Origin of the sequence: Flavisolibacter nicotianae, assembly GCF_003628535.1 — a bacterium.
In the GTDB taxonomy this organism is placed as follows: domain Bacteria; phylum Bacteroidota; class Bacteroidia; order Chitinophagales; family Chitinophagaceae; genus Flavisolibacter; species Flavisolibacter nicotianae.
In genome coordinates this window covers 21,466-41,409 of the sequence record NZ_RBCI01000016.1, presented here as the reverse complement: position 1 = coordinate 41,409, position 19,944 = coordinate 21,466, and the positions used below count along the sequence as shown (strand labels likewise).

12 protein-coding genes are annotated in these 19,944 nt (G+C 49.3%); all 12 read right to left on the bottom strand.

Annotated elements, in window-relative coordinates; all coding sequences use genetic code 11:
• Window positions 1–320 precede the first annotated feature (320 nt).
• The gene (locus D6024_RS24350; RefSeq protein WP_121357431.1) at window positions 321–2,999 is read right to left on the bottom strand and encodes a DUF7133 domain-containing protein; all 2,679 of its coding nucleotides are present in this window, start codon (window positions 2,997–2,999) and stop codon (window positions 321–323) included.
• Window positions 3,000–3,019: 20 nt separating this feature from the next.
• The gene (locus tag D6024_RS24345; protein WP_121357430.1) at window positions 3,020–3,793 is read right to left on the bottom strand and encodes a ThuA domain-containing protein; all 774 of its coding nucleotides are present in this window, start codon (window positions 3,791–3,793) and stop codon (window positions 3,020–3,022) included.
• A gap of 41 nt (window positions 3,794–3,834) precedes the next feature.
• The gene (locus D6024_RS24340; RefSeq protein WP_121357429.1) at window positions 3,835–6,303 is read right to left on the bottom strand and encodes a glycoside hydrolase family 95 protein; all 2,469 of its coding nucleotides are present in this window, start codon (window positions 6,301–6,303) and stop codon (window positions 3,835–3,837) included.
• A 92-nt stretch (window positions 6,304–6,395) separates the two neighbouring features.
• Window positions 6,396–7,565 carry an endo-1,4-beta-xylanase gene (locus D6024_RS24335; protein WP_121357428.1) on the bottom strand — a complete coding sequence of 390 codons (1,170 nt, stop codon included), beginning with the start codon at window positions 7,563–7,565 and terminating at the stop codon, window positions 6,396–6,398.
• A gap of 44 nt (window positions 7,566–7,609) precedes the next feature.
• Window positions 7,610–9,544 carry an alpha/beta hydrolase-fold protein gene (locus D6024_RS24330; RefSeq protein WP_121357427.1) on the bottom strand — a complete coding sequence of 645 codons (1,935 nt, stop codon included), beginning with the start codon at window positions 9,542–9,544 and terminating at the stop codon, window positions 7,610–7,612.
• An 82-nt stretch (window positions 9,545–9,626) separates the two neighbouring features.
• Complete coding sequence (locus D6024_RS24325) at window positions 9,627–10,478, bottom strand: alpha/beta hydrolase (RefSeq protein ID WP_240410152.1); 852 nt, start codon at window positions 10,476–10,478, stop codon at window positions 9,627–9,629.
• Between the two features lie 197 nt (window positions 10,479–10,675).
• A complete protein-coding gene (locus tag D6024_RS27365) occupies window positions 10,676–11,935 on the bottom strand; it encodes an alpha/beta hydrolase-fold protein (RefSeq protein ID WP_240410151.1) in 1,260 nt (419 codons plus the stop codon).
• Window positions 11,936–11,959: 24 nt separating this feature from the next.
• On the bottom strand, window positions 11,960–12,172 hold the full coding sequence (locus D6024_RS24310) for a hypothetical protein (RefSeq protein ID WP_121357425.1): 213 nt from the start codon (window positions 12,170–12,172) through the stop codon (window positions 11,960–11,962).
• A 215-nt stretch (window positions 12,173–12,387) separates the two neighbouring features.
• Window positions 12,388–13,215, bottom strand: a complete 828-nt coding sequence (locus D6024_RS24305; RefSeq protein ID WP_121357424.1) for a fumarylacetoacetate hydrolase family protein — start codon at window positions 13,213–13,215, stop codon at window positions 12,388–12,390.
• Between the two features lie 25 nt (window positions 13,216–13,240).
• Window positions 13,241–14,950 (bottom strand): IlvD/Edd family dehydratase, encoded by a 1,710-nt coding sequence (locus tag D6024_RS24300; RefSeq protein WP_240410150.1) that lies wholly within the window; start codon window positions 14,948–14,950, stop codon window positions 13,241–13,243.
• Window positions 14,951–15,068: 118 nt separating this feature from the next.
• Window positions 15,069–16,604 (bottom strand): SusD/RagB family nutrient-binding outer membrane lipoprotein, encoded by a 1,536-nt coding sequence (locus tag D6024_RS24295; protein WP_121357493.1) that lies wholly within the window; start codon window positions 16,602–16,604, stop codon window positions 15,069–15,071.
• 11 nt (window positions 16,605–16,615) lie between these two features.
• Complete coding sequence (locus D6024_RS24290; protein WP_121357422.1) at window positions 16,616–19,774, bottom strand: SusC/RagA family TonB-linked outer membrane protein; 3,159 nt, start codon at window positions 19,772–19,774, stop codon at window positions 16,616–16,618.
• Window positions 19,775–19,944: the final 170 nt, after the last annotated feature.

Genomic DNA, 19,944 nt, shown 5'->3' with positions numbered 1-19,944 from the left:
TTAAATCCTATTTGAACCATTAGGAACAACCCTTCGACTTATCGAAGGCCCAAGCGCTCGATTCTGCCATTGATTCAAGCAGCCTTAAGAGTTCGGATAAAGTGGTAAATGCCGGTACTCAATACCTTGCCCGGTTATACCAAAAGTATAGCCCTTTTATTTTTATCCTTTTAGCCTTAGTCAACCCTTTGCCGCTCCCCGTGTTGCATTCACTTCTTCCTACAAGCGTTCTCACCACAGCTTTTGATGGTGAATGAACCGACGCTTACGCACCACGTTCTATTCGCTATTTACAGGGCTGTTCATTAGACTGTTTGTTTTTATTTTTTCTTTTCCAGTGTTTTGATCCATTCGGCTATTTTGGTCAATTCCGCTTTGGGCACATGGGCCATGGACGGCATGCGTGTCGCATAGCCAGTCCAGTGTGCGGGATCAGGTGTTTGAATCAGTTGTACGATCTGCGCCACCGAATATTTCTTTGTAGCGATTTCCGTATACGAAGGCCCGATCAGTTTTGCGGTTGGGTTATGACAACTGAGACAGGTATTCTTTTGTAAAAGCGGACGCACAGTTTCGAAACCGGGTTTCTTTAGCGCAGATGTCTTTGTCGCTTTTTTTGGATCATTGAGCTTGCCAGTGTTTTTTGCAGTTGCATAAGTGCTTACTGCTTTCGTTTCACCCGAATTTTCAGGACTTGTCGCAGCAAACGTTGCAGTGGAAGCAGCACTGTTTTCGAGTTCCGTCAGCGTCCATGGTGCGGTTCGCGATGCATATTGTGCCCGGATGGCCGCTACCTGCGCCGGTAAGATGTATGCCGATACGGTATCGGTTGGCCGGCGGAAGCGGCGGGTAACCGTTCCCAGCTCATAGCGCACATAGTTGGCAACGGAAGCTACCCACTCGTCGGAGTTGGCGCCAAGCGATGGCATCACCGAAGGATATTCTTTACCATCGATCGAACCAGACAAGCCGTGAAGCAGGATCTTCACCATCACCGATTTGTCTGCATCTATGCGCTTTGAACCGACCAACGGCGGAGCCGCGAGTGAATTGCTTCCGGCTACTGCCAGCCCTTTTCCACCAGGGCCATGACAGGTCACGCAAAGCGAGGTAAAGATGTTTGCACCAGCCAGGATCAGTTTTCGTTCTTCAACAGGAACATTGGCCAGCCTTGCACCATAGGTTCTGATGTCGGTATTCCGGTCCATGGCTTTTTGCGCCGCCGCAAACATGGCGTTGGACTCATTAGCGGTGAGCATTTCCTGCGGCAGCGATCCGGCTTTTGCTGGTCTGAGGCTGTAAAGCGAATAGAAAAGCTGCAGGCGGACATCATACGATGGATCGGCCTTCAGTTCGGCCACACGGGCAATCACGTCGGCATCCTCTCTTTTCAGATAAGGTTCGCTGATGACGATAGCGGCCTTTCTGATCTGCGGGTACGGATCTTTTAAGGCCGCATACAAAAGTTCTTTGTCCACGGCTTCCAGACCGTCGAGCGTCCATAAGGCATGTAGCCGGGCCAGGTGTGAAGGCTTGGCAGCCAGCGTAGCCTGTTCGCCGTGAAAGATTTGTTTCAATACAGGCACAACCGATTTGTCGTTCAGCAAAATGATTTGCTTTTGTGCATTGTCACGCCACCAACCGTTTTGGTGGTCGAGGTAGGTCACTAGTTTGCTCGAGGGTTCATCCAACATCTTCGGCTTTTCGCCCTGCTTATAGCCATCATAAACGAGGCGGTAAATCCGTCCGTGCCCGGTATTTTTCGCCATGCCCATGGCATCAATTTTTCCCCGCAGAAAAGAGCCGGGCTTTGTCCAGTTGCCCTGTTGAATAATGCCGCGGTGCATGTCAACGATATAGAGGTTTCCATCCGGACCGGTGTAAGAATTCACCGGCCGGAAGTTCATATCGGTAGAGGCGATAAATTCCTGTTTGTAGTAGGCATTTTGCACAATGATCTTTCCTTTCAGGTCGATTACTTTTGCGCGGCGAATAATACGGGCCACCGGCTCGCAAACGATGTAGTCACCATTCATGTCAGACGGCAAGGCATTGCCCCGGTAAATCGATTGGCCGCAGGCACCGGTAAAATGGTTCAGGGTGCTGTCGGCCCGCAGACGCATCAATCCGCCCTGCACATCTGGGGTAGAAATGATGGGCCACACTTCCTGGAATTCATTGTTTACCTGGTCGGGCATGTCCAGTGCACCATACACCGGATTCATTTGTACCCGGACCAGGGGGCTTTCACCGCCGGCACTGGAAAGAAAAATGCGGCCGTAATTGTCGTGGGTCACCCCCCACTGGCCACCTGAACCGGAATAGCAGGAGTCAGTTTGCAACCGGCCACCCTTGTACCGGAAGCGAACGGGATCGTAGGTGATGTAGATATTGTTGTCGACATTCCAGTCAAGGCCACTGCGCTGGTGTTCCATGTTGGCATCGAGCATGCGGTACTCCTTGTTCTCATACACCGTCCGTTTCTGGTCGGCCTTGCCGTCGCCATTGGTGTCCTTGTAGGCATTGATGGTGATGGTATTGGTTTCGTTCACCAACAGCTCATGGTCCACGCACAAAATGGCCCTTGGCAGTAGCAGGCTGTCGACGAACACACTGCTCTTGTCCATCTTCCCATCATTGTCGGTATCCTCGAGCAGCGAGATGCGGCTGAACGGACGCTGCTCATTGGTGGCATCGGCATCCAGCATGTAGGTGAGCATTTCGGCCACATACATTTTTGCATTCCCATCCCAGGCAATGGCCACCGGTTCTTTGATCATTGGCTCGCTGGCGACCAGCTCCAGGTGATAACCCGGCGGAAGGTTGAAAGATTTGAGGCTTTGCTCCGGACTGAGGTATTCAACCGATGGGGTGGAGTCAAAGATTCGTGTTGGATATGGGGTGCCCACATTGTTGCGAACGGTATGTTTTGATTCAGTGCAATTGTAAATAGTGGCGCACAAAAGGCACAGGCCTACAATGAAAAAGGTTTTCTTCATGAACTGCTGAAATGAATAAATTAACGATTAAAAGCGATGCTGCGTGACTTCACTTGTGGATTGGCACCCATCACATAATGGATACCGCCCAATACATGTTGTACATAAAGCGGGTCTTCCCAGGATTTGTTGTCATGGCCCAATGCGGTGTAAAAGCCCCGGCCACCGTCGTATTCATGGTACCAGGCCATGGGATGATCATCGCCGTTGCCGCCACCCGTGTAAGTATTTTCGTCAATTGTGATCAACACATGTAAGTCTGTTCCGATCCACTTGAAGTTGTACAATTCATCAAATCGCTTCCACACCGTTGGTAAATGAGCTGTGGCGATGTTCGTACTGTCGACAATGTTGAACACCGCCTCCTGCTGCCGGGGATGGCTTTTAAAATAGGCGCCATTCAGCCCGCCAAACCAGGGCCAGTCGTATTCCGTATCGGCAGCCGAGTGCAGTCCCACATAGCCACCACCGTTGTGGATGAACTGTTCAAATGCCTTTTGCTGCTCATCGTTCAACACATTGCCCGTTGTACATAAAAAAACTACAGCAGCGTACTGCTTTAAGTTTTCAGGCGTAAACACAGCTGCGCTTTCGGTGGTATCCACTCCAAATTTGTGCTGCCTGCCCAGTGCAAGAAGGCCTGCCTTCCCCGCCTGGATGGCTGCGGTATGGCGAAAGCCCGCCGTCTTACTGAAGACCAGGATTTTTTTCTGCTTCGGTATGGCGTAACTGCTAAACAAAAGAGAAAAGCTGAGCAAGAGGACACCGGTCAGCTGCAAGCGTAATCGATTCATTTTTTGCTTTGGTTTAGTGAGGGCATTATCAAATTAAAAACTCATTGTGCGATAAACGTGAAAACACGACCTCGCTGTGTGGGAATATCATAAACAATCGTTTCGCTTGTTGGCGGAGGAGAAATGATCGCTTTTTCTGAAATGATCGCTTCCGGGATTTTTTCCACCTGATAAAATTCATTGCGGTTTTCCCCATCGGCCTTTTTCAATGCAACGCCGCTGCTCATCTTCATCGCGTTGGGCACACGCAGACGCAGGTTGCCGCCTAGAGCTGAACGGATCACCGCCTTTGTTACCTTCCCATGTTTCCACTGCATATTTACCAGCTCAAAGCCGCCCCTGGCACGCAAGCCGCTCACACTTCCGCCGCCCTGCCATACATCGGGAATGGCAGGCAGCAGGTGTAGGTCACCATCGGCACTTTGCATCAACATTTCGGTGATACCGGATGTGCAGCCAAAATTGCCATCGATCTGAAATGGCGGGTGTGCATCAAAAAGATTGTTGTAGGTGCCGCCGCCTTCTCCACGCCTTCCCAATTGAACCGGTGAAAGCTGGTTTTGTATAAGGGTGTACGCATGGTTGCCATCGAGCATTCTCGCCCACCAGTTCACCTTCCAACCCATGCTCCAGCCTGTGGATACATCACCCCGTTGAATGAGCGTATTTTTTGCGGCACTGTATAATTGCGGCGTACGATACGGTGAAATTTGGTTGGAAGGAAAGAGGCCATACAAATGCGAAATGTGTCGATGATTGTCTTTCGGATCATCAATATCGTCCAGCCATTCCTGTAATTGGCCATATTGACCGATGTGCATCGGTGCAAGGCGGTTTCGGAGTTGCTTCAAGCTGTCCACAAAGGCTGCATCTTTCTTCAAAATTTCTGCGGCACGAATAGCGGTACTGAACACATCAAAAACAATCTGGTTGGACATCGTTACACCGGCATCTAGTGAAGAACCCTGGTGTGCCTGCGGTGCGTTCTCCGGCGACTCGTCGGGACAAATCACCAGCCAATGGTACTTTGGATGCTCGACAAGAAAATCGACGTAAAACAAAGCCGCCCCTTTTAATACCGGGTACACCGAAACCAGGAACGCTTTGTCACCGCCGTACAGATAATGTTCCCACAGGTGCTGACTGGTCCAGCCGCCACCGTTGTTCCAGGTACCCCAGAAAGCACCATCCACCGCACCGGTAGCACGCCAGATGTCCGTATTGTGATGCGCCATCCAGCCTCTCGCTCCGTACATCACTTTTGCCGTCTCCTGCCCTGCTTCTGCCATATCTCTTACCATGTGAAAAAATGGTTCGTGCAGTTCCGCAAGGGCCGTTTTTTCGGCCGGCCAGTAATTCATTTCCGCATTGATGTTAATGGTGTATTTGCTGTCCCATGGCGGATTGATCCCGCCGTTCCAGATGCCTTGCAAGTTGGCTGCCTGTCCGCCGGGTTGCGAGGAAGAAATCAGCAGGTAACGGCCGAACTGGTAGTACAGGGTGACAAACGAAGGATCGTTGGTGGTTTTGAAATTCTTTAGCCGTTCATCGGTTGGGAGATTGGCTGCATCGGCGCCACCCAAATCCAGTTTTACCCGGTTGAAATATTTTTGATAAGCTGCCACATGATCTGACAGGATGGTAGCAAAAGATTTTGGGTAGGCTTTGTTCAAATAATCAGCGGCTCTTTTATTTTCATCACCACTAACATCACGGTAATTATTGAAATTGCTCGCAATTGAAATATAGATGGTTGCCGCGTTGGCATCTTTTACCATGAGAGACGTATCACTTGCGTTCAACGTTCCGCCCTCCAGCTTCATGCGTACAATACCCTTATACTTCACCATTCCTTTCACCTTCTCGTGGTCAGAGGTGATTCCGAAAATGGCGAGCTCTTTGGCAGGCGTCGTTTTGATGGTGGCTCTTTTTTGCGGTGTGGTAAAAAAAGCAGTGAACGAAAGGCTGCCCGGTTTACTGGTGGTGAGCCGCACCACAACGACACGGTCGGGAAAAGAAGCCAGTGCTTCACGGGTATAGGTAACGCCATTTACAGTATAGGACGTTTTTGTGACCGCTCTTTCGAGATCGAGTTCGCGATAGTAATTCGAATAATTTTCATAACCGGGAAAAGAAAGCTGCAAACTGCCCACCGGCTCAAATTTTTGACCCTGTGATGTTTTGGAAATAATTACCCGGTTAGCTATTCGCTCGGCTTCTTTTTGCCTGCCTTCAAATATCAGTTGCCGGATGATGGCGAGGGAGTCGAAGGCCAACGGATTGTCATTACGGTTTGGACTTCCACTCCACACCGTATGCTCGTTTAGTTGGATTGTTTCTCTTTCCACATTCCCGTAAACCATAGCACCCAAACGGCCGTTTCCAATCGGCAATGCATTTTCCCAAGTGGTGCCTGACGGCTGATTGTACCAAAGTTTAAGGCTAGGCTTTGGCTGCGAAAAACCAAGTACCGAAACAAAAAGCGAACAGATGAAGAGTACTTTTTTCATTGTGCGGGTTGTGTGTCTTTGATTCGACAGTGACCGGTTCAAATTAGGAACAATCAGTTATACATTTTCCAATTTAATTCATGAAGGAAGCTTTATGATCCTGCTTTGCCAGGTACACGCAATACCGCATTGAAAGCGGGTTTTGGATTTCGTTGCCGGTCCCATAGCAAAGGATAATTCGTCCGGTTGGGTATCGGATAATCATTCTTCCAGTTCATCCCGTCTTGTATGCCCCACAGCGTTACCCGTGCAATCTTATCACGCCGTTTGTAGAAAATCGAAAACAATTCGGCATACCTGTTTGCCAGCACGGTTTGCATACTGTCGGGTAAACCTTTTTGATAAGGGTCTAAATAGGTTTTGAATTCTTCCAACTGGAATTGTTTATCAGTCATGCCCTGCCCAACAATTTGCCCTTCTTTAGTCAACGGAAGCACATCGACATCCAGTTCGGTGATCATGACATTTACGCCACAGGCAGCGTAGGCATCTATGGCCTCTTCAATGTATTTTGTTTTGGGATAATCCAATCCCCAGTGTCCTTGCATGCCCACGCCATCAATGCGAACACCTTCTTTTTGCAGCATTTTGATCATGCGTACAATGCCATCCCGTTTGGAAGGACGCCAGGCATTAAAATCATTGTAGTATAATTCGGTATTGGGTGCATATTGTGCGGTAAACTTAAACGCATACTTCACCAGGGTATCGCCATTGCCTACAGCATTTACCCAGCTGGTAGAACGATAGTTACCGTCTTCACCCATCACCTCGTTCACCACGTCCCATGCATGGATGCGGCCCGCATACCGGCCGGCAACCGCCTGTATGTGGCTTCGCAGCCGCTCAATCTGTTCTTCTTTGGTATTAGGTTTTCCTTCCACATTGGTAAAAAACCAAGTCGGCACCTGATTATGCCAAACCAGGTTATGGCCAACGATGAACATTTTGTTTTTCTCACCAAAAGCAACAAATTCATCTGCCGGGCCCCAATTGTAAATACCGGGTTGCGGATTGATCAAACCTGCCTTCATTACGTTTTCAACAGTGATGGAGTTAAACTGTTTGATAACGATCTCCTGCGAGGCTTTGTCCCGTCCGGATGTAATAGCAGGATTAACTGCGACACCCATCAGAAAAGCGTCTTTATATACATCCTTTAAAACGCCTTCCAATTGAGAGGTTTTACTTGCTGTTTGTGAATAACTGTAATTACCGAGCATTATTGCTGTAGCAAGTATGGCTAATTTCTGGTACTTCATGAGAATGGTTCGTTTTCTGGAAAATCACTTGATCACTTCATGCATCAGTGAGATTGCTTAAAGAGTACTTGTGCAAAGTTGTAAAGATTGTTACGCCATACGGGCCAGCTATGACCGCCGGGATATTCGCTGTAAGTGTACTTGATGCCCATGTCATCAAATTTCTGCAGCATGATTTTACAGTTATTGTAGGCAATATCCTCTTTGCCGCCCATAGCAATCCAAAAGGATTTTAAATTGCTGTTGATGGCGGACGCATTGTTCTTCATAAACTCATATTGCGGATTGGAAAGCGCCGGTTGATTGGCAAACCACCCGGAACTGAACACACCGAGATAGGAAAACAAAGTGGTGTTCTTGATTCCCGCGTACAGGGTTTGCAAACCTCCCATTGACAAACCGGCCAAAGCCCGGTTCTTCGCATCGGTTTCTGCACGAAAGTTTTTCTCTACAAAAGGCATCACGCTATTCTTCAATTCATTCTCAAACATGCGCAAGGCCGGTTCGCCAAAACCAGCTAAGCCGCCACCGCCCAGGTTTCCATCCATCATAACCACCAGCATTGGCTTTGCTTTGCCGTTTGCAATCAGGTTATCCAAAATCAAATCCGTTCTTCCCTGTTCAGCCCAGCCCCTTTCATCTTCGCCGCCGCCGTGAAGAATGTACAGCACCGGGTATTTCTCGCTCCCATTCACATCATAGCCCGGTGGTGTGTAAATGAAGAAACGCCGCCAGGAATTCGTAACCCATGAGTAATACCGTTTAATGCGCACATCGCCATGAGGAACATCCTTCACAGCATAGTAGCTGCCGCCGGCAAAGGGTATTTCAATGCCACTGGCCATCCGGCTCATGCCATAAAACGACTCACTGGCAGGATCGGCAACGGGAACACCATCTATCAGCAAAGAATAGTAATGAAATCCTTCGCTCACAGAATCGGTTGTTGCTACCCAATAACCACCGGTATCTTTTACCATGTCGTATTTCTTTGCCAGATCAATTTGCATTCGTTGCGCATCGGGTGCTTTGATGCGGAATACCACGCGGTTGTCTGGCAAAATTTGCGGGTATTTTGCAGAACGCACATTGGTGGAGGCCGGCGTACCCAAAACGGTGTATTTGGAAAAAGTCGAAACATCGACCGGTTTGAACAAAAACTGCGAGAACATGTACAGGCCGTTCTTCCAGACCTTGAAATCATGCACGCCAGGCTCGATATAATAAATGTGGGGAACACCTTTTTCAACGAGGTAATCGTGAGTGCGTTTGCTGAACGAGATCAGTCCATCCGCATCGCCGCAAGAGATCCAAAGCAGCTTCAGTTTCGCTTTTGCCGCAGCCGGATCGGGCACTAATTCTTCCGGCTTTTTGGTGTTAGGCGCAGAAGAAATACCGCCTACCCAGGCAAACTTGTCCAGGTTGCCCAAACCGAAATTTAATGACTGACCGCCACCCATCGAAAGGCCTGCAATGGCCCGGTGCTCACGGGTTCTCAACGCAGGAAAGTTCTTTTCGATGTAAGGAATTAAGTCATTGAGCAAGTCTTTTTCAAACGTGGCAAAGGCCTGCACTTTGTCGGGTGCCATAATGTTGCCGGTAGCACGGTCATCTTTCATGGCACGGCCATTGGGCAACACCGCGATCATGGGTTCCACTTTTCCTTCGGCATAAAGATTATCCAAAATCACTTCAGGATGACCGCCGTTGAACCATTCTTTTTCATCGCCGCCGATGCCATGCAACAGGTACAGCACCGGGTATTTTTTCTTTTTGGAATAACCCGGCGGTGTGTATATCAAAGCTCTTCTTGTTGCCCCCACAGTTTTTGATTCGTAGCTGATGGTGTCGATTTTTCCATGCGGAATGTCCGCTTTTGCCACATCAAAACCCCTCGGCGCTTCTTTTACCGTCGGTTGCGATCGAACAGCTAAACTGTATAGCATCGCGATGAAAAATGGAAGAACAAATTGCTTCATATTGGTTGCTTTCTATTTCTTACAAATTATTTCTTTTTGAGCCGGTGCGTTTGCCATATCCTGTATTGGCTTTGCCGCTTCTTTATTGAATCCATTTATTCTTTTTCATCCACAGGAACAAGGGCCCAGTCCAATCCGGCTGGCGGAAAATGAAACCGTGTCCGCCTTTGGGATAAATATGCATTTCCACATCAACATTGTGATGCCGCAAGCTTTCGAAATAAACAATGCTGTTATCCACGTCAACGGTTTTATCATCGGCAGCATGCGTGATGTAGGCCGGCGGCGTATTGGTGGTCACTTGCAATTCATTGGAGTAGTCATCGATCAATTCTTTCGATGGCGTTTTTCCCAGCAAACTGCGCCGGGAGTCCCGATGCGTTAAGCTGTCCTGCATGCTGATAACAGGATAAACCACAATCTGGAAATCGGGACGAAGATTGGTATTATTTGCATTTTCAATCACCGGCTTTTGAAAATGCGTAGCGACCGTTGAGGCCAAATGCCCGCCGGCAGAAAATCCAATGACACCGACCTTGTTTGCATCCACACCCCACCTGGCTGCGTTTTCGCGAACGAATTTGATGGCCTGCTGCGCATCCTGCAAGGGACCAATGGTTTTGTCCTGCATAATCGAGTCGTCCGGCAACCGGTATTTCAGCACAAAGGCTGCGATGCCAGTCTTCGCAAATTGTTTGGCGTTGGTGACGCCTTCGCCCTGGTAAACCACCACGCCATAACCGCCACCAGGAATGATGATAACGGCCGTTCCTGTTGCTTTTTCTTTTTCAGGAAGATAAATTTCCAGCGTTGGTTTTGACACACCACGGAACATGCCGGATGTAAAGGTTTCTTTCTTCTCTGTTTTTTTATTGTTGGGAACTGCACCAGGATATAAGTCAACGACCTCCTGCGCACTGACAATTGAAGACAAGAACAGGCAAACTATAAAACATAATTTGCCTGCATTCTTTGCTGATACTTGAAAATGGAACATTTCAGTTATGACACGTTGGTGATTCGATTAAAATAAAGAACAGCCACCATTTGCCGGCAATTTACCCGGTGCAAGGGCTGTATTTTTAACAATAGCAGCACCGGGGTGCTGCTATTAAACTTACTGCATCTGTACTATTTAAAAAGCAAGGGTGCCATTTGATAAAGGCTGCGGCGCCAGGTCAGGAATTCGTGTGCTGTACCCGGAGAAACATACGTAGTAACATTATAGCCGGCTGCTTTTAAATCCGCTTCCACTTTTGGAAGACCATTGGCGCCGTTTGTTTCTTTGCTACCGTAACTGATAAACAATAGTTTGGGTTTGTCTTTCCCTTGTAATTCGGTTGGGTTGTAGTTACCGCCACTTAATAAGCCCCAGTAACCAAATACATCCGGTTTAGCCAATGTGATCGTATGCGTTTCAAATCCACCCATTGAAAGTCCAGCCATTGCACGATGATCTCTGTTCGCTATCGTGCGGAAGTGAGAATCAACATAAGGGATTAACTCATCAATCAAAACAGTTTGAAAGGCGCCAACACCAGTCGGTTCACCTGCAGTGATGCCAGACGATACTACGCCAGCTGCACCCATTCCACCGCCCGCAGGACGTGCAGGAGGAGCGCCTGCACCACCGGCTACCGCAGGCGTTGCACCGGCTGCAGGAGCTGCAGGACGAGGGCCCCCGGGCCTGCCACCAGTATTCGTCATGCCATAGGTCATCACCACAATAAATGGTTTTATTCTGCCTTCTGCAATCATGTTGTCCATGATCAGCCCAGTCTTGCCCTGAATAACCCATGAAGTTTCGTTTTCACCCCAACCATGTTGCAGGTATAACACAGGATATTTTGTGCTGCCTTTTTCGTATCCAGGCGGCGTGTACACATTGGCAACCCGTGCTGTGTTGGTGCTTTTTGAAGGAAATAAGATTTGCTGTACATGGCCGTGCGGAACATCTTTCAGCGCATAAAAGTCCTGGTCTTTCGCAGGAATCTCAATGCCGCTTTCCCAACGTTGGGAGCCATAGAAATTCCCTGTTCCCGGATCATTAAAAACGCCACCATCAACGATCAGGTGATAGTAGTGAAAACCTTCATCCATCGGGCCTGCAGTGGTGCCTGTAAAATAACCGTCATCACCTTTTGTCAGTCTTGTTCCGCCTTGTCCGCCCAGACCCAGTGTTACTCTAACGCTGTCTGCCTTGGGAGCGAAGATGCGAAACCGTACATATCCCTGGGAATTAACCTGTGGATAGTCCTGGAAAGGCTGGTTAAAAGCAGACGGCTTAAAGTCCTCCAGTGGGGCTGCTTGCATTGATGCCTGGGTCTGTCCATAACAGACGGCACTGAGCAGTGTTGTCGCTATACCAATAGCTGAAGATTTGAGGTTCATTTGACCATGGTTTTAAATTGAAGACTAGATGTGATTGCTTGTTAACGTTGCGATCCCTGGATAGCGCAGTGACTTGCCGACATAGCAGTAACGAACGTTCAGGCTGGCAACCCTTTGCTTACCCCTCCTTTTAAGTCCCGAACCGAAACCGTCTTTAACCAACTCCTGCCGCTCACGTATTTGCAAGCCTAAATTTCCTGAAAAAACTTCTGCATCAATAGCACATTTGATGATCATTATGCATCAAATGTTCAGCTTTTGCAGGCGCATCTACCAAACAGCCATGATTCGGTTGTGCCAATGACTATACAAGCCACATTGAACCCCCTTAGAATTCTGGAGTTCTTTGGCATTCACCTTCCGCCGGTTGACACAGGCGGCTACCCACATGAAAGTCTTTCAGCTTCGCTGGAAAAAAGAAAACAAACTCTCCTGACAGCGCTCTCAGAAAATCAAGCCACTTCATTGACCAGTGTGCCAATGCCATCAATCGATATTTTGATTTCATCCCCGCTCTTCAAGGTAAAATCATGTTCGGGCACAATGCCGGTACCGGTCATAATAAGACAACCATTCGGAAACGAGCATTCCCGAAACACAAAGGAGGCCAGTTCCTCCGGTGTGCGTTTCATTTGGCTAATGGCAACCGTTCCTTCAAATACAGTAGAACCATTGCGGCTAATTTCCAGGCGGATGTTGGTGTCTTTATCCAGGGGTTGGTCTGTTACATAAATGCAGGGGCCCACAGCGGCACAGCCATCGTAGGTTTTTGCCTGCGGCAGATACAAAGGATTTTCGCCTTCAATGCTACGGCTGCTCATATCATTGCCGATGGTGTAGCCAACAATCTTTCCCGATGATGTTACAACCAGGGTCAGTTCAGGTTCCGGAACATCCCAGGTAGAATCTTTCCGGATTTTGACTTTCCCATTTGGCCCCACCACCCGGTGCGGCGTGGATTTGAAAAACACTTCCGGCCGTTCGGCTTCATACACCTTTGCGTAAAAATCACCGCCACCGGCGTCCTTGCTTTCCTCCTGCCGGCCGATCTTGCTGCGCAGATATGTTACGCCGCAAGCCCACAGCTCCTGGCTGCCGATGGGTGCCAGCACGCCGTCAGTTGCGGCGTCTTCTGTTGGAGATTCTTCAGAGGTGATGCGCTGTACTTTTTCAAAAAGAGCATCATCGTTGATGAAGTCATCCCAGTTCTGGTCTTTGGCAAAAAAGAGCTGGCCATTTTTTTCAAGAATAATGCCTTGTTGTGTTCTGTAAACTTTCATATTCTTCTGCTATGCTTTTGATCCTTCAATGCAAATCTCTTGTCACTTCGCTTCCCGAGCCTCCTCTTAAGACATCCATGTCGGCACCGAGATGCGCCTGCTGTACATGGTCAATATAAAGCCGTACATACCCCCTTGTCGCCATTGGCTGCGGCGCCGTCCAGGCTTCCCGCCGTTTCTTCAATTCTTCGTCGCTCACATCCAACTGGAGCCGGCGGTTCTCCACATCCAATTCAATCATGTCGCCATCTTTCACAAAGGCCAATGTACCGCCAACGGCTGATTCGGGAGACACGTGCAAGACAACCGTTCCTGCTGCCGTGCCGCTCATTCGTCCGTCCGAAATGCGGATCATGTCTTTCACCCCTTTCCGCAACAATTTTTCCGGCAGGTCCACGTTGCCCACCTCGGGCATGCCAGGATAGCCCTTGGGCCCAACGCCTTTCAACACGATCACGCAGGTTTCATCAATGTCCAGCCCGGGGTCGTCTATCCGTGTATGGTAATCTTCAATGGTTTCAAACACCACGGCACGGCCGCGGTGCTTCATCAATTCTTTTGTTGCCGCAGAAGGTTTGATGACGGCGCCTTGCTCACAAAGATTGCCTTTCAGCACGGCAATGCCCGCCTTCTCCTGCAGGGGCTTTTCAATGGTGGCAATCACATCCTGGTTGTAACAAACAGGCGCCTGGTTGTTTTCACCAATGCTTCTGCCGTTTACCGTGATGGCATCGTTGTACAGATATTTTTTCAGCTCTTTGATGACGACCGGCAGACCACCCGCATAATAAAAATCCTCCATCAGGTATTTTCCCGAAGGCTTTAAATTCACCAGCAAAGGGATCTTGCTTCCGATGGCATCAAAGTCTTCCAGGCTCAAATCCACGCCGATCCGACCCGCAATCGCCAGCAGGTGAATAATGAAATTGGTTGATCCGCCAACAGCGGCATTCACCACGATGGCGTTTTCAAATGCCTGGCGGGTGAGAATCTTGGAAAGCTTCATTCCTTCTTTCACCATCTCCACAATACGCCTTCCGGAGAGTTGGGCCAGCACTTTTTTTCGTGAATCCACAGCGGGAATGGCTGCCGCCCCCGGCAAGGTCAGACCCAGTGCTTCCACCATGCAGGCCATTGTGGAGGCGGTACCCATCGTCATGCAGTGACCGGCACTTCTGGCCACGCCAATTTCGGCCTCCAGGATGTCTTCAGCCGTGTAGTTTTCCACCAGCGTTTTTTCTTTTACCATCCAATTGAAGGAGCCGCTGCCCAGGCACTCGCCCTTGAAACGTCCATTGAGCATGGGGCCACCCGGAACCACAAGGGTGGGCAGGTCCACACTGCAGGCACCCATCACCGTTGACGGTGTTGTTTTATCGCAGCCGGTTAACAGCACGATGCCGTCCAACGGGTTGGCACGAATGGATTCTTCTGTATCCATGGCGGCCAGGTTGCGAAAGAGCATGGTGGTGGGCCGCATGATGGTTTCTCCCAAAGAGGTAACGGGGAATTCCAGCGGGAAGCCACCGGCATCAATCACGCCCCGTTTGACAACTTCGGCAAAGTCGCGGAGGTGCCCGTTGCAGGGCGTCAGCTCACTCCAGGTATTGCAGATGCCGATCACCGGCCGGCCATTGAAATAATCACTTGGGTAGCCCTGGTTGCGCAACCACGAACGATGCACAAACCCCATTTTGTCATTCTTCCCAAACCAGTCGTAACTTCTCAACTTCATTTCAGATGACATATCTAGTATTTAAAACGGCAAAAATATTCCTCACCTCGATCAAAAAGAAAGACCTGTTGTAAAAACAAAGGCCTTTCCCGTTTGTGTTCTGCTTTATGAAAATCGTTTATTTATCCCACCATACCCGGGTGTCCAGTCTGTCGTCTCCCTGCTTGGCAATGGCTGCATTCACATTCGCGGTGTTGACCGACAATTCCGAGGTTGGATACGTCAATCTCCTGATAAACGATTCCTTTTTCATGTCCGGATTGTTCGGCTGACCATAAGGGTTAGGGGCTAACGCCGGGTAGCCGCTCCTCCTGAAATTGGCAAAGGCTTCAGGTCCGTTCAAAAAAGAGGCAATCCAGTATTGTGTATTGATTTGCTCCAGTTCTCTGCCGGCCTGCAGGAGATGATTGGCTACGTAGGTTTCTTTGTCTGCAGCAGCAACAGCCGAACCGGCGTCGTAAGTTGCCAACTGGTCCATGTGTGCCCTGATGCCTGCTGCATAATATTGCGCTGCATCACCGGTGGTGATCCATCCCCTGTATCTGGCTTCCGCCAGCAGCAACTGTGTTTGTGCTGCCGTTACAAAAAAGATGGGTGCCGTGTTTTTTGCCATTCGCCGCCTGTCCAACTGGCTGTACTCGTAAAACTTCTTCAGGCCGTCAGCAGTGGCCTTTGCATCGATCGTGCCGTTGTCGTAGCCCATGGGCATGCCGATCTGGTCGGCAGCGGCGGTTGTACCGTTCGCCGGTGTTTGTTCAGGGCCCGATCCCGCTCCCTTGTAACGGATGGCAATGGAAGACAACCGGGGATCATTGTTGTTTTTCAACGTATCCACAAAAGCTTTGACGAGGTAAAAATTGGCGGCCTCTGTTCCATTCAGCATATTGCCGATGGGTGAGGTATAGTTGGCATCGTGCCGCATCATGGCATTGTCGGCATTCTGTAAAATCACACCGCCGCTGAATGCTGCCTGAACGGTTGCCTGCGCTTTGGTGGGATCGACTTTGCTGAGACGCATACCGGCCCGCAGCAACAAGGAATAACCAAACTTTTTCCATTGCGCAATGTTTCCACTGTACAACACATCCGACGCTTCCGCTGCTCCCGTTGCGTTCAATGCCGCGGAAGCTTCCGTTAACTCCTGGATGATCTTTGGATAAATTTCCTCCTGCGACTCATACTTCGGGAAAAACACCTGGTTGGTTAAACCGGCACCGCCTTCGGAATAAGGGATGGCGCCGTATTCGTCGGTAAGGATCATGAACGTATAGGCCTGCCAGATACGAGCCATGTTGTAAAGATTGCTTCTTCCGGCATCTTTTGTTTTTACAATGGCATCATGCGTGTATTTGATCACGTTTTGGTAATACGTAGCCCAGATTGGCGCATTGGTGACATCGCGGTTGTCCTGGTTATAATTGGCACCGGCCAGCACACCGCCGTTTGGAGAAACCATTTGCTGCACAACACCCATGTCATACATCACTGTTTTGGTAGGAAAAGAAGTGTTGATGATGGCGTTGTTCAATAACAGTGCAGGATCAAGCGATGTGGGACTAACTTTGTTGACGTTGATATCTTCTAACCCTTTTGAACAGGATAAAGCAACGGCGAAAAGAAAGGCCAGCAATGTATAGTTGACGATCTTTTTCATGAGTGACTGCATTAAAATTTAATGTTTAAGTTGAACCCTAACCCTCTTGTCGTTGGCAATCCTGGCGACTCAAGGCCAGCCATTGCATCCGTGCCATAACCTACCGACTCGGGGTCGATGTTGTCAATCCATTTTTTGAAGATCAAAACATTGTTGGCAACAAAATCAAGCTTCATTCCTTTTACCGGCCATTTTGCCGGGAGGTATCGTGTAAAATCATAGCCAAGGCTTACCTGGCGCAGCTTCCAGTAACCGGCATTGTAAACCACGGCTTCCACGATCTGTTGAGAACGCAGGTGCTCCCAGTAGGTTTGCACTTTTGCCTGTGCGGTGTTTTCGCCGCCGGATTGGTTCACACCATTGCCGGTAACGAAACCTGTTTCTCTGCCTTCAAGGGTCATTTTGTGCAGGCCGTGACGAATGGCGTTGAAGTTGGTGCCGGAAAGCACGTTGTTGCCCAATTTATAATCGATCAGTACCGAAAGATTGATGCCTTTATAATTAAAGTTGTTCAGGAAACCGCCGGTCCATTTGGGCAAGCCGCTGCCAAAGAGAACAAAGTCCGGTGTGCGGAGCGGCAAACCATTGGACTGGAAAATCATCCGGCCTTTGATGTCCCGTGCATAGCCATAGCCGGCGATTTGCGCCAACTCCTGGCCCACGACCAGCCTGATTTCACCATTGAAGGGGTGTGTACCGGTTGTAAAGCGTTCCCCGGGTTTGTCTGTCGCCAGCCGGTTCAACTTGGTGATGTTGTAAGCCGTGTTAGCGGTAAACTCCCAACGGAAATCTTTGTTCAGGATGGGAACAAGGTTCAGCAATCCTTCAAAGCCTTTGTTTTGGCTTTCGCCGCTATTGATCAGCGTACTGGTAAAGCCGGAGGCATCTGAGATCTGTACCGAAACAATTTGGTCGATCGTCAGCTTCTTATATACAGCCGCATCGATGTTGACCCGGTTGTTGAACATTTTTAATTCAATACCGGCTTCGGTTTCCTTGATGCGCATGGGACGCAAATGCTTGTTCGGCAAAACAGCACCGCTGTTGCCCACTGTAACGGCCGTGCCAGCCGGGTTGTTGATGGTGTTGGAGCTGATGCCGTAAAACAACTGGTCGGCATAAGGACTCACGTCCGCATCGCTGCCCACTTCTGCATAGCCCAAACGGATCTTGCCAAAGTTGAGCCAGGGCAGGGTTCCTTTCAATGATTCAGAAAAAACATACGAGCCGGAAACCGAAGGATAAAGAATACCATTGTTTTCAGCCGCCAAGGTCGAGAACCAATCTTTGCGGAGTGTACCGGTCAGGTAAAATGTACGGTTCCAGGAAAGATCGGCAGAACCATAGAGCGAGTTAACCCCTCTTTCGTTGATGTCATACACCGGGTTTTTTGCCCGTCCGTTCTGGACCGCGTAAACACCTCTAACCACAAAATCAGTTACCTGCACATTGTTCACATCAAAGCGCCTGCGCATCTGGTTGCCACCAAACGTGACGTTCACATCCAGTGATCCGAAGGATTTATTGGCGCTAGTCAAAAAATCGAAATTGGTTTCGCGGAAGCGACGCGACTCCTGTGTATATACGCCGTTGAAAAAGCCGGCTTGGGCCGCAGGCCGCGAAGCGTGACCTGTCGGGAAATTGTTGACGTCTTCATCGCGGGAGTAATAATCCTGACCGGCGCGGCCCTGGATCCACCACCAGGGAAGAATGTTGTATTTAAGCGACACATTCCCGAAAATCCGGTCGCGTTTGATGTTGTGAAATTGTTCCGCCAGCACCCAGTAGGGATTTGTACGGTTCATAAACCTTGACCAAACATATTCATTGCCTTGTGCATTGTATTTATTGGCTTCCAAAACGCTCAATGGCATCGACGTTGAAAGCGCCATCAGGGTTGTGGGAATGGAGTTGTCCTGGTTGGCAATGTTGGGTGGGTTTTTATTGACTTCTCTGGAATAGTTGATGTTGCCGGCAAAACTGAATTTTGGCGAGAGGTTGTAGCTGTATCCAAGATTCAGCACCTTCCGGTTGAACTTGTTGTTGGGCATGATGCCCCAGTTGTCGGTATTGTTCAGCGACATATGCAGGCCGCCGTTGTCTCCTGATGCTTCAAGGGTAACGGTATTTGAAAAATTTTGCCCGTGCCGGAAAAACTCTTTAATCCGGCTACCCTGCGGCTGGTAGGGAACAGTAAGATTATTGAACAACACCTGCGTCATACCGGGCTGGAATTTTTCACCAAACGACCATTCGCCGGAGGTGGGGTTAGCCGATGTTGGCCGCAGGCCGTTTTCGCCCTGTCCGTATTCATTCTGGTAATCGGTAAAGTCCAGTGGCGTTTCGCTCATGTAGTTTGTATTAAGCGAAACACCGATTCCTTTACCCCGGCCTTTTGTTTTGGTGGTGATCATGATCACACCGTTTTGTGCACGGGAACCATACAAAGCCGCTGCAGGTGCGCCTTTCAAAACGGTCATGCTTTCAATATCATCGGGGTTGATGCTGGAAAGACCGTCACCGCCATCCGAGTAAACACCACCGCCGTTCACGCCTACAGTATTGCCGTTGTAATTGGAGTTGTCAAACGGAACACCGTTGATGACGATCAGCGGGCTGCCGCCACCACTAATAGATGACTGACCACGGATGCGGATCTTCGACGATCCACCCGGACCGGTACCCAGCGATGTAATGTTCACGCCGGCAATTTTTCCTTCCAGTGCATTGATTGGATTGGCCGTGCGGTTCACCGTCAGTTCCTCCGGTTTTACGCTGGAGGCCGAATAACCCAGGCCCCTTGTTTGCTTGGTAATACCCAGGGCTGTCACCACTACGTTGCTCATGTTTTGTGCATTTGGCGAGAGGCTGACGTTAACCTGGCTGCGCCCATCGACGGGCACTTCACTGTTGGTGTACCCTACGTAACTAAAGACCAGCGTGGCATTTGCACCAGCGTTGATGCGGTAGCGCCCCTGCAGGTCGGTGGTGGTGCCGCCAGCGGTACCTTTTACAGTAACAGAAACACCGGCCAGGTTTTTTCCGCCTTCATCCGTGACCGTTCCTGTAATTGTTTGCGCCTGGGTGATGGTGGAAAACGAGAAAAGCAACAAAGAGAACAGCAGTTTGAAAAAGCCGGTACAGAAACGCAGCTTCGCATTTTCTTTCATGATAGCAAGTTGTTTGATGATGTAATAGATGCCACAGTGCCAAACCCCGAATGCCGCTAAACCAACACCAAAATATTTACGTTAACAAACAAAATCTTCCAATATAAAACGGCGGTGAATTTTGTACGTGTGAATCCGATAATTTATTTTTCTTTATAACATTGAGCCAG

Excerpts from the sequence above, each read along its gene's own strand:
- D6024_RS24350 (WP_121357431.1), bottom strand. The coding sequence starts at position 2,999 with ATGAAGAAAACCTTTTTCATTGTAGGCCTGTGCCTTTTGTGCGCCACT.
- D6024_RS24345 (WP_121357430.1), bottom strand. The coding sequence starts at position 3,793 with ATGAATCGATTACGCTTGCAGCTGACCGGTGTCCTCTTGCTCAGCTTT.
- D6024_RS24340 (WP_121357429.1), bottom strand. The coding sequence starts at position 6,303 with ATGAAAAAAGTACTCTTCATCTGTTCGCTTTTTGTTTCGGTACTTGGT.
- D6024_RS24335 (WP_121357428.1), bottom strand. The coding sequence starts at position 7,565 with ATGAAGTACCAGAAATTAGCCATACTTGCTACAGCAATAATGCTCGGT.
- D6024_RS24330 (WP_121357427.1), bottom strand. The coding sequence starts at position 9,544 with ATGAAGCAATTTGTTCTTCCATTTTTCATCGCGATGCTATACAGTTTA.
- D6024_RS27365 (WP_240410151.1), bottom strand. The coding sequence starts at position 11,935 with ATGAACCTCAAATCTTCAGCTATTGGTATAGCGACAACACTGCTCAGT.
- D6024_RS24310 (WP_121357425.1), bottom strand. The coding sequence starts at position 12,172 with ATGATCATCAAATGTGCTATTGATGCAGAAGTTTTTTCAGGAAATTTA.
- D6024_RS24305 (WP_121357424.1), bottom strand. The coding sequence starts at position 13,215 with ATGAAAGTTTACAGAACACAACAAGGCATTATTCTTGAAAAAAATGGC.
- D6024_RS24300 (WP_240410150.1), bottom strand. The coding sequence starts at position 14,950 with ATGAAGTTGAGAAGTTACGACTGGTTTGGGAAGAATGACAAAATGGGG.
- D6024_RS24295 (WP_121357493.1), bottom strand. The coding sequence starts at position 16,604 with ATGAAAAAGATCGTCAACTATACATTGCTGGCCTTTCTTTTCGCCGTT.
- D6024_RS24290 (WP_121357422.1), bottom strand. The coding sequence starts at position 19,774 with ATGAAAGAAAATGCGAAGCTGCGTTTCTGTACCGGCTTTTTCAAACTG.